Here is an 11,339-nt window from a genome sequence, read left to right on the forward strand (position 1 = left end):
AACTCTCGGATAGAAAAGGGACAAGTGAAGATTTCATTTGTCCCTTTTTTGATCGTTTCTTTAGAAGTAGGTAAATAACTAGCGTCTGACGCTGCTTACTCTTCGATGAACCAGTAGCCTTTGTTTACCAATTCAGTCACGACAGTTACGCCCGAAGGCGATAGGGCATTAGCCGAGGTAATCACGGTCTCATCGCACAGTGTATTGCGTAATGAAGAGTCTGCTTCATCAACCTTAACCACTTCGCCATTGATGTAAGCCGTGTTGCTGTCATTTTCGTGGTAGAGCGCTTTCAAGCCGGATACTCGGTGAATCTTACCTTCAGACTCTAAATGTTGAACGATCTCTTCTTGAGTCCATAGTGGCTCAGGCGCAACGATATCAAGCTGGTGGCGTGATTGGCTCAGTAAGCAACCCATGAAGTCGCTAACCGTCTCTGGTTGTTCAAGGGCTGATTTGAGCATATTAGTTAGGTTACTCAAATCTGACGAACGAATCTTGCCGTAGCCATTCTGCATTTTGAACTCAGGATCATGCAAGTGAACATCACCCATATCATGAGCAAGTACAAAGTCGGCAAAGTTACTGATCAGCTCTTGCTCTTTCGGAGAGCGGTAGCCAATGGAGTAGCTCATTGATGGTTCTAGCGTATTGCCTTCGTGTGGAAAGCCTGGCGGGATATAAAGGATATCGCCTGGTTCTAGAGTTTCATCAATGATTGGTTCAAAACCTTCGATTTGGCGTAGAGCAGAGGCTTGGACGGTCTCTTTATATTGTCCAACATCTTTTGCGCCTACTTTCCATTGACGCTTGCCTTGGCCTTGAATGATGAATACGTCGTATTGGTCAATATGCGGGCCAACGCCACCTTCAGGTGCTGAATAGCAAATCATTAGATCATCGAACAACCAGTTTGGTAATTGTTGGAACGCTTTCGTTAGCTCATTGGCACCTTGATGCCAATGGTTTGCTGCTTGAACGATCAATTGCCAGTGAGTTTCTGCTAATTCGCCAAATTTTTCTTCGGCGAATGGGCCGTGCTCTGCTGTCCATTGGTTGTTGAGGTTAGAAACAAAGCGAGAATCCACTTCTTCTTCCATCGATAAACCAGCAAGTTCTTCCGGCGAAATTGGGTCGACGAAGTTTTGGAAGCCACCTTTTAAGATGGTTGGTTTCTTATGCCAGTAATTTTCAAGAAACTCGGGCATAGAAAAGCTAAGTTGGTACATGTGAATCCTGTATGTTTTGATGCTAGTTGCTAGTTGCTAGTTGCTAGTTGCTAGTTGCTAGTTGCTAGTTGCTAGCTTGGCTTGTAAATCTTGCTGGACAATCTTGATTGCTTCTAACGCAACCTTTGGGTCGATCTCATTACTTTCGAGTAGGTAGATCAAGTCGACGGCTAACTTAACTTCTTCAGGTGCGTTGTCCAATGGTGATGATGTGTTATTAGTGCTCATTTCGCTTTGGGTTCTCTATATTAATCAGTCTTTCGATGTTCTTCATCGAGTCTTCACAGCGCTCCAAACGCTCTTTCGCTAACATCCAAGCGTTTTCTGCTTGTGCTTTACTATGACGCGGTGCGGAGTCTAGCGCTAACTTGCGTCGTTTAACTAAATCAACCAAACGTCTTTGCCAATCTTGGTGCTGAGCCAAGTCATTATACAAATCGTTCAAGGTTTTCCCTGATTTACTTTTTCCGTCTAAGCGTAAATCGTGATTGGCGAGTTCGCGTTGCAAAGCCGCTATCTGGTTAGTTAATTTGTCGGTTAAGTAATTCGCGCGTGATGTCGAAAGTTGATTGGTGCTCTGTTCGCGAATAATGGTGTGGTAGGTCGCTTGGGTTTCAAGTGCGTAGGGCAGTAAAGTCGAGGCACCACATTTAAACAATGTTTTGTCGAAAAGCGCTTGATGATAGGACCCTCGAGATTTATCTACCTGCGAACAGTGACCGAGTAAGGTATCAATGACACTTTTGATTTGTGAAAATTGACTCATTTTACTTCCTGTAATCCAATGGCTATAGGCTTACAAACCAAGCTTCGTAAGCCAGTTTTATCGCAAGTATACTGACAACCGTAACAAAGACTGGTCGTATAAACGTAGCACCAAATCGAATTGCGGAATGCGCTCCAACGAATGCACCTGCCATTAGGCAAACACCCATGGTTAAACCCAACACCCAATCAATATGGCCAAGAATCGCGAAGGTCACCAAAGACGTAAAGTTACTGGTGAAGTTCATTGCTTTCGATAGGCCAGAAGCAAGCAAGATATTTAGTCTGTATAGAGCCATCGAGCTCACCGTCCAAAAAGCGCCGGTTCCCGGGCCTGCAACGCCATCATAAAAGCCAAGAACGAAGCCTTGATACTTTTGTTTCTTCTTAAGCACGGGACAAGGTTTCGGTGACACGTTATGATTGGCATTCGGTGTCTTATGAAAAATGGTGTAGATCGCTGCTGCAAGGATGATAAGTGGCAGGACTTTTTCTAGCCATTGAGTGCTGATGGCATCGACTGTTAGTGTACCAATGGTTGCACCGATCAAGGTCGCTATAAATGCATTTATCCAACATTCTGGCTTAAATAGCCTTTTACGATAATAAGTAAAGGCCGCTGTTGAAGAAGCGAACGTGGCTGCAAGCTTATTTGTACCAAGCGCGATGTGCGGTGGTAGGCCAAGGGATAACAATGCAGGGACTGTTAACATGCCCCCACCACCGGCGACAGCATCAATAAAGCCCGCTGCAAATGCAACCAGCGCAAGTATAACCAACATGGTTGGTTCAATCATTTCCATAAATAGCTGTTGTTCTCGTTATTGGCCGTCAAAACAGCCACACGAATAGTTGATGGACTATTCGTGTTTAGTTGTGAATGCAGGGGCCAAGCGATGACTGACCCACAACTGCCCTAAGGCAGAAAAGTTAGTATTTTATTGTTCTTTTAAAAGGCGGTAGCGAATCGAGTAGGGACTTGCCATATCGCTTCGTGACTATGCGTCGATCAAGGATCGTGACTTTACCAGAATCTCTCTCTTTACGCAGCAGTCGACCCACAGATTGAATAAGCTTTTTACTCGCTTCTGGAACAGTAATTTGCATAAAGGGATTACCGCCGCGTGATTCAATATATTCCGAATGCGCTTGCTCTACTGGTGAGGTTGGAACACCAAAAGGAATCTTGGTAATTACTAGGTTTTCAAGCAGCTCACCCGGTAAATCCAGACCTTCAGAAAAGCTGCCAGTTCCAAAAAGAACGCTAGTTTTACCTTGGTCTATTAGCTTTTTATGTTTTTTTAGAATTTCAGCACGCGAAGTATCACCTTGCACCTGCAACGCCCATGACTTTTTAACGAAATCTGTTGCCAAAGCTTCTGCAACTTTATTCATTTGCCAGTAAGAAGAGAATAGAACGAGATTGGCTTTGTTGTCTTCTATTACCTTAGGCAGAATTTCAATAAGATATTCGGTAAATTGAGGTGCTTGTGGTTCATATTTCATGGCCGGCACGATTAACTCCGCTTGATTCTGATAATCAAACGGTGACGCCAGGGCAAGAAACTGCACACCATCTTCTTCTTTTTGACTGATACCTGCTTGATGGCAGAAAAAACTGAAGGAGTTGAGTGCTCTCATTGTTGCAGAAACAAGCACTGCACCAACACAGCGGCTCCATATTTGCTGGTCAAGTTGCCAGCCAACTTCAAGCGGAGAAACATTGACAACAAAATCGCCCTGACTCTCTTTGTTGAGCTCTAGCCAGCGCGCTAAAGGCGCACCTTTTTCACGTTTTGGTTCAGCCATCAAGCGCCAAACTTGCGCTAAGTTCTCGGTTCTCTGTATATAAAAGCCGATTTCCGCGAGCGCAGGTTCTGCAAGCTTGGCTGAAAGCTCGCCATCTTTAACTCGTTCTGCAATCAGGTCTGCAATTTTAGCGACAGCCTGACTCGCTTTCTGAGAAAGTTGTTTGAGGTCTTTAGATTCGTTCTCTAACCATTCTGGTAAGTCGCCATGTTCAAAGCGGTAAAGCCCATCTTCAAAATGAGTAGCATCGAACTGCTTACTGAGCTGCGTCAGAGTTGGTATCAGCTGCTGTACTGAATCCTGCAATTCATTCCTGAATCGGCCCACTCGCTTTTCGTCCGCTAAGCCTGAAAGTTTGGTTATCGATTGGTTTAAACGCTCTAACCATGAAGCGGCACCTTTTAAACTCGCCGCAGCAGAAGAGTGATCTCGGGCTACGTGTGGTAAGTGGTGTGCTTCATCGAAGATATAGATGCTATTTTCCGGCTCTGGCAGTATCACACCGCCACCTAGATCTGCATCAGCCATTACTAAACTGTGATTCGCGATGATAACGTCTGCTTTATCTAGCTCTGAACGTGCTTTTTGGAAAGGGCAGTCTCTGTGCGTTGGCATGCTGTTGTTACAACTATGCTTATCACTGACAATCATTTGCCAAATCATGTTGTCGATAGGCTTTGGCCACGAATCTCGGTCACCATCCCATTTGCCTTGAGCAAGGCTGCGATACATGGTTTGCAGTTGTTCAATATCTTTCTGTTTTGGCTTGGATTCAAACATTGCCATCTGGCCGCCATCAACCCCGCATGCGGCAGCCAACTTTTCCGCACAGCAATAACGTTGTCGACCTTTCGCCAATATAAAAGAGAACTCCCTGTCAGTAAGTCTTCTATATAGAGGGAGATCTTTGTTTACAAGCTGTTCTTGTAGAGCAACCGTTGCGGTTGAAATAACTATTTTTCGGTTGTTTAAAACGGCAACAGGGATCGCTGCCATTAAATAAGCCAGTGATTTACCGATTCCGGTTCCCGCTTCAGCAACGATCATACGATTACTTTTGTGGTATTGACCACAAAGTGTCTTCGCAATCTCTGCGACAAGGTAGTTTTGTGCACGCCTAGGTACAAAGTTATCCAACTGTTCTTGGAGGTTTTGATAACTGGTGCGAATAGAATTTTGAATTTTAGTAGTTAGCATACTGTGACCTACGTAACGGAGCGAGGATAGTAGCACATATCACTAGCCGGTACATTTACCGCAAAATAGCTTGCTTTTGAATCAAAGGTAGATCTCGTTCACAAAAAAAAACTGAACCATCAGGAACTTAACGATTTTATTTATCTTGCGAAATATAAATATTAAAAAAGACTGGCTTGTAGGTGTTAAATTCTATTTACGGGTGGTTTTTGGGCTTGATGTTGGAGTTAAATGCTATTTGTTACATTTTTTGGATTATTATATTTGCTGATAAAACTAAGGATAAGTTGCTCGTAAAATGATGAAAAAAAATGTAAGTGTTTGATTTTGAATGTTTTGTGTTTTTTTTAGGTTTGTTTTTAGTTTATTTGACACGCAGGATAATCTTTTGCAATCTAGACCTCGAAATTTAGTGACGGTGATTAACCAACAAAGAGTGGTAATGACCAGTCACAATAAATAAAAGGGAACCGGGCAAGGATCTCCCATTCTTAGAAAAGGCAGTGGATTTATTATGAAAAAGACTCTATTAGCGCTAGCTATCGCAGCAGTATCAACTTCTGCGTTCGCAGTAGAAACTAGCTCTCAAAACTCTAAACCAACATTTGAATTTGACCCAATGCACAAAGACCAGTTCTCTGTTTCTGGTGCTTGGGGTGTTGGTGGTTACTACGATACTGGTACTAAAGCTTTTTACGATGATTGGGCAACAGCTCTTACTCTAGCAATCAGCTACAAAAACAACCGTTGGGTTGGTTACTTCGAAACAGATCTAGAACTAAACTACAGCTCTGACGAGCAAAAAGTTGATATCCAATCTGGTCCTTCAACAGACGTAGATAAAGCATGGTTAGGTTTCACAACAGACCTTGGTGTTATCTCTCTAGGTTGGGAAAACGATACTGCACTAGATAAAGTTGACGGTGCTGGTGACATGACTTATGAATTTGGTGCTTCAGCTGGCGATGCTTCTGATGGCTTCAACGTAGCTAAGTTCCAAGGCGCAACTTCTGGTATTGCTTACGGTATCTCTGTGTTTGATACTAGCGATGACCGTGACGCAGGTGAAATGGGTTACAACGGTTACGTTGGTGTAGAACAAGAAATGTTCAATATCTACGCTGGTTACGAAGCTCGTGAAGATTCTGATTACACAGTAACTTCTGTTTCTGGTAACGTGACTCTAGACAAACTTAAGCTAGGTCTTAACGCTTGGATTGATGACGGCGAAGTTGGTGCTGACAAATCAGACCTTAAGCTAACTGGTTTCTACGCTTCTGCAGGTTACGCACTAACTGAGCAACTTACTCTAGCTGCTGGTTACGCAACAAACACTACTGAAAACTCAGCTAAAGCTATCAACGGTGAAGACATCGATCAGTCTTACATGAACGTTGCTGCTATGTACACTCTTAACGACCGTGTAGATATGGGTATCGATATCAAACAAGAGCTAGACTCTGGTTTCTCTAACGTTGATGAAGAAACTCACGTATTCGCAGCTGCTTACTACTACTTCTAATAGTTTAATTTTTAGTTAAGTAACGCTGTAAAAGCCAGTCTTATGACTGGCTTTTTTGTATCTGTTGCTTAGGCTACATATACAAAAAGAGCCGCTAACTCGCGGCTCTTTTAGTGTCTGTGATAGTAGCTATTAAATCTCTTTCCACTCACCTGGCTGAAGCTGACCTACGTTCATGCCACCCATTGAATAGCGAATAAGGCGTAGAGTAGGGAAACCGATGTTTGCCGTCATTCGTCTGACCTGACGGTTACGTCCTTCGATGATAGTAATCGCTAACCAGGTCGTTGGTATTGCAGCTCTGAATCTTACAGGTGGATTTCTGTCCCATACCTCTGGCTCTGCCATTAACTCAACTTTTGCAGGCAGCGTCATACCATCTTTTAGTTCTACACCTTTTCTCAATTTATCTAAATCTTCCTCAGAAGGTGCGCCTTCAACCTGCACCCAGTAAGTCTTTGGTGATTTTGAGTTTGGTTGAGTTAGCTTGGCTTGAAAGATACCGTCATTGGTTAAAACCATTAATCCTTCACTGTCGCGATCAAGTCGTCCGGCTGCATAAACGTCTTTTACTGGAATGAAGTCAGCGAGTGTCTTTCTACCTTCACCATCCGTGAACTGACTTAAAGTATCGAATGGTTTGTTGAACAAAATGACTTTGCGATCTTCGAGTGCAATTTTAGGTTTTGTGTTCGTCGTTTTAGGTTTGTATCTGTGCTTACTTGAGTGCGATTTCTTGTGTGAATTACCAGTGTTACTTCTATCACTGTTCCGGCCCTGTTTGTTGCCGTTTTGTTTTAATTTGGCGCCAGAACGAGCTGGTTTGTCTGAACGAGATGCGCTGCGTGAGCGAGTAGACATGTTAACTACCTTGCAAAAATGTAAACGAAGTGTGCTGAAAAGTTTTCACTGAAACGGAATTGAGCTATCATTTGCGCGCCTAAAAGACACAAAATAGAACAAGTTTATGGACTCTTGAGCCTGATTTGTTTAATTATACCAACGTGTTTTATTATAACAACGCACTCACGGATTTGGTTCATGCTGTCATTAGATTGCATGAAAAATAAGATAGAGTACGACTATCGAGTAAGCAGTTTTCACTCTCAGAGTCGCTTACTGGTCAATTTATAACACTCTCACTATTAATGTGAGCTTGTAAGAACTATAGGGAAATTTCATGCCTACTGAAAAACCAACTATCATCTATACCATTACAGACGAAGCTCCGGCACTAGCAACTTACTCTCTACTGCCAATCATTCAATCTTTTACAGCTTCTTCAGGTATTGACGTTGATACTCGCGACATTTCACTTGCAGGGCGCATTATTGCCAACTTCCCTGACTACTTGAACGAAGAACAACGTATTGGTGATGCACTAGCAGAACTAGGTGAATTGGCTAAGACACCAGAAGCGAACATCATTAAGCTTCCAAACATTTCTGCATCAGTACCTCAACTACAAGCAACAATCAAAGAGCTACAATCAAAAGGCTACGCACTTCCAAACTACCCAGAAGAAGCAAACACTGACGAAGAGAAAGCAGTTAAAGCGACTTACGATAAGATCAAGGGTAGTGCAGTAAACCCAGTCTTGCGTGAAGGTAACTCAGACCGTCGTGCACCGCTTTCAGTTAAAAACTACGCGAAGAAAAACCCACACTCAATGGGTGCTTGGTCAGCAGACTCTAAATCACATGTTGCAAGCATGGAAGATAAAGACTTCTTCGGTAGCGAAAAATCGACAACAATCAACGGTGCGACAGAAGTGAGCATCGAGTTTGTAGGTAAAGATGGCGCTAAGAAAACATTGAAGCCAGCATTTGCACTACAAGATAAAGAGATCATCGATGCTTCAGTAATGAACAAAGCTGCTCTAGTGGCATTCTTTGAAAAAGAAATCGCGTCAGCGAAAGAGCAAGGCGTACTGCTTTCTCTACACATGAAAGCAACCATGATGAAAGTCTCTGACCCTGTGATCTTTGGTCACGCGGTTAAGGTTTACTACAAAGACGTTTTCGCTAAGCACGGTCAGCTTTTTGAAGAGCTAGGTGTTGATGTTAACAACGGCATCGGTGATGTATACGCTAAGATCGCGTCACTGCCTCAAGATCAAAAAGCGGCAATTGAAGCTGACTTACAAGCGGTTTACGAAACTCAGCCACCACTTGCGATGGTAGATTCAGACCGTGGTATTACTAACCTGCACGTACCAAGTGACATCATCGTTGATGCATCTATGCCTGCAATGCTACGTTCTTCTGGCCAAATGTGGGACCCAGAAGGTAAGCAAAAAGACACTAAAGCAATGATCCCAGATCGTAGCTACGCGAGCATCTACCAAGCGGTGATTGATTTCTGTAAAGAGAATGGCGCGTTCGACCCAACAACTATGGGTAGCGTTCCAAACGTAGGTCTAATGGCTCAAAAAGCAGAAGAGTACGGTTCTCATGATAAGACATTTATTCTAGAAGCTGCTGGTCAGGTTCAAGTGGTTGATTCTTCAGGTTCAGTGCTTCTTGAGCAAGACGTGGAGGAAGGCGACATCTTCCGTATGTGTCAGGTTAAAGATGCACCAATCCAAGATTGGGTTAAGCTTGCTGTGACACGTGCTCGTGCTTCAGCTACTCCAGCAGTATTCTGGCTAGACGAATCTCGCGCACACGACGCAGAGCTTATTAAGAAAGTGAATGCTTACCTACCTGAGCATGATACAGATGGTCTAGAACTAAAGATTCTTTCTCCGCTAGAAGCGACCAAGTTCTCTCTAGTTCGTATTAAAGAAGGTCTAGATACGATTTCGGTTACAGGTAACGTACTGCGTGATTACCTAACTGACCTGTTCCCAATCCTAGAGCTTGGCACATCGGCTAAAATGCTATCAATTGTTCCACTAATGAACGGTGGTGGTCTGTTTGAAACGGGTGCTGGCGGTTCTGCTCCTAAGCACGTTCAACAAGTAGAGAAAGAAAACCACTTGCGTTGGGATTCTCTTGGTGAATTCTTGGCATTAGCTGCATCTCTAGAGCACCTAAGCGTGGTTACTGGTAACGCTAAGGCTCAAGTTCTCGCTGATGCGCTTGATAAAGCGACCGGTGAATTCCTAGACAACAACAAGTCACCATCACGTCGAGTAGGTGAGCTTGATAACCGTGGTAGCCACTACTACCTAGCGGCGTACTGGGCTAAAGCACTTGCAGAGCAAACTGCTGATGCAGACCTTGCAGCTGAATTTGCAGCAGTGGCAAGCCAGTTAGCTGAAAGCGAAGAAGCAATTGTAGCTGAGCTAAATAACGCACAAGGTGTTGCTGGTGACTTAGGTGGTTACTACCTATTTGATGATGCACTAGTTTCTGCACTAATGCGCCCAAGTGCTACATTAAACGCATTTATCGATGCTTAGAATGCAGAGCGTTTCTGTGAGTGCTTTCTAAAGCGCTTACAGACGACATAATAAAAGACGCTTTAACGTAATCGTTAAAGCGTCTTTTTTGTTTCTGCCTGTTTCAATGTCGAACCCGGTATCAAACAGCCTCTACGCAGAACATATGTGTCGCCAAAGATCAAAAAACCGCTCATTGAACTCTGCATACAGGTATCAAAGGAGCGGTTTTCATAATCTGTTAACTTTCAAATAGTGCTATTTAGGTCAACACGATATGGCAGCTTTGCCTATTTACTTGCACTGCCTTCTACAGGAACAACGGAGCTAGCGTGCGAGCCTTTAGGTCCACTTTCTACTTCATAGTCGACCTGCTGACCAGCCTTTAAGGTTCTGTAACCTTCCATTTGTATTGTGGAGTAGTGCGCAAAGATATCGCCTTCTTCACCTTCTGGACAAATAAAGCCAAACCCTTTGGCATTGTTAAACCATTTTACTGTACCTGTAGCCATGCTATACATCCCTCATGCATTTTGTTACTAACGTTGTTTATATCAAATCAATGTAAGTTCGATTGACATCATTCCCCCCAACCAAAGGTGTTCAGTTGGCAGTTTGAATTTCAGACATTGCTTACGGAAATTAACGCTGCCCTGCGTAATTATTCCTTATTGTTAAATTTTCAAGCGTGTTATGAAACTGTATTAGAAAAACCTTTTAGCTCCAATGTAGCTAATGATTGAGCACAGTCAATAGTAAATTGGTATAAAAGTGATCAAATTTAATAACAAATCACATTCGAGATTTATCACAAACTATTAACTAAATAGTAACTTAGAGCGTTTCGTATCGTTATCGTCAATAGTTATGGCGTCTTTTTAATCAATCACATATGTTAATCCTGTGAATCGAGATCTTTTATTTGCAGCGACGGAAATGGTGGATTAGGCTCAGTATAGAGGAATATTTTTTGGTACTGTTTCTCGGTGCGGTTTCTTAGTACACCGTAAAGCGTGAATGTGGTAAATTTAAGTTACACAAACATTCACCACTTCCGAAAAATAACCCTTAGCAAAGCGATATGAGCAGAAACTTTGAATGGGCATCTCCAGGCTCAGATTTACTGGAGAAAGAAGCGACAAAAGTAAAGCCACCGGCAATGTATAACGTCGTACTGAATAACGATGATTACACGCCAATGGACTTTGTAATCGAGATCCTAGAGCGATTCTTCTCACTAGATATCGAAAAAGCAACGGAAGTGATGCTCAAGGTTCATTATGAAGGTAAAGCTATATGCGGTACATACAGTGCTGAAATAGCGGAAACAAAGGTAGCGCAAGTCACGATGTACTCAAAGGAAAATGAGCATCCGCTACTATGTACAATGGAGCAAGTATAAATTGCTCGAACAACACTGTTGTTCCCTTAG

The 11,339-nt window shown here is 43.0% G+C and carries 10 protein-coding genes; 3 read left to right on the top strand and 7 right to left on the bottom strand.

Going from position 1 to position 11,339, the window contains the following annotated elements; genetic code table 11:
• Positions 1-95: 95 nt before the first annotated feature.
• The 5 genes from L0991_02995 to dinG form a co-directional block, all read right to left on the bottom strand.
• Positions 96-1,229 carry a cupin domain-containing protein gene (locus L0991_02995; GenBank protein XGB63042.1) on the bottom strand — a complete coding sequence of 378 codons (1,134 nt, stop codon included), beginning with the start codon at positions 1,227-1,229 and terminating at the stop codon, positions 96-98.
• 57 nt (positions 1,230-1,286) lie between these two features.
• Positions 1,287-1,457, bottom strand: a complete 171-nt coding sequence (gene rsmS, locus L0991_03000; GenBank protein XGB63043.1) for a pleiotropic regulatory protein RsmS — start codon at positions 1,455-1,457, stop codon at positions 1,287-1,289.
• The gene (locus L0991_03005; GenBank protein XGB63044.1) at positions 1,447-1,995 is read right to left on the bottom strand and encodes a primosomal replication protein; all 549 of its coding nucleotides are present in this window, start codon (positions 1,993-1,995) and stop codon (positions 1,447-1,449) included. Before L0991_03005 ends, rsmS begins: the two co-directional genes overlap by 11 nt.
• A 22-nt stretch (positions 1,996-2,017) precedes the next feature.
• The gene (locus L0991_03010; protein ID XGB63045.1) at positions 2,018-2,797 is read right to left on the bottom strand and encodes a TSUP family transporter; all 780 of its coding nucleotides are present in this window, start codon (positions 2,795-2,797) and stop codon (positions 2,018-2,020) included.
• Between the two features lie 127 nt (positions 2,798-2,924).
• Positions 2,925-5,000 (bottom strand): ATP-dependent DNA helicase DinG, encoded by a 2,076-nt coding sequence (dinG, locus tag L0991_03015; protein XGB63046.1) that lies wholly within the window; start codon positions 4,998-5,000, stop codon positions 2,925-2,927.
• Positions 5,001-5,514: 514 nt separating this feature from the next.
• On the opposite strand from dinG, the gene L0991_03020 reads away from it, so the two are divergent.
• Entirely contained in the window at positions 5,515-6,522 is a 1,008-nt protein-coding gene (locus L0991_03020) for a porin (protein ID XGB63047.1), read from the top strand.
• A gap of 132 nt (positions 6,523-6,654) precedes the next feature.
• Here the strand turns inward: L0991_03020 and L0991_03025 are convergent, their stop codons facing one another.
• On the bottom strand, positions 6,655-7,383 hold the full coding sequence (locus tag L0991_03025) for a pseudouridine synthase (GenBank protein XGB63048.1): 729 nt from the start codon (positions 7,381-7,383) through the stop codon (positions 6,655-6,657).
• 319 nt (positions 7,384-7,702) lie between these two features.
• Here L0991_03025 and L0991_03030 point away from each other — a divergent pair, with 319 nt between their 5' ends.
• Positions 7,703-9,928, top strand: coding sequence for an NADP-dependent isocitrate dehydrogenase (locus tag L0991_03030; protein XGB63049.1), 2,226 nt, complete (start codon positions 7,703-7,705; stop codon positions 9,926-9,928).
• Between the two features lie 269 nt (positions 9,929-10,197).
• Here L0991_03030 and cspD read toward each other — a convergent pair whose 3' ends face one another.
• The gene (gene cspD / locus L0991_03035; protein ID XGB63050.1) at positions 10,198-10,419 is read right to left on the bottom strand and encodes a cold shock domain-containing protein CspD; all 222 of its coding nucleotides are present in this window, start codon (positions 10,417-10,419) and stop codon (positions 10,198-10,200) included.
• A 569-nt stretch (positions 10,420-10,988) separates the two neighbouring features.
• Here cspD and clpS point away from each other — a divergent pair.
• Entirely contained in the window at positions 10,989-11,309 is a 321-nt protein-coding gene (clpS, locus tag L0991_03040; GenBank protein XGB63051.1) for an ATP-dependent Clp protease adapter ClpS, read from the top strand.
• Positions 11,310-11,339 lie beyond the last annotated feature (30 nt).

The organism is Vibrio chagasii, from assembly GCA_041879415.1.
In the GTDB taxonomy this organism is placed as follows: domain Bacteria; phylum Pseudomonadota; class Gammaproteobacteria; order Enterobacterales; family Vibrionaceae; genus Vibrio.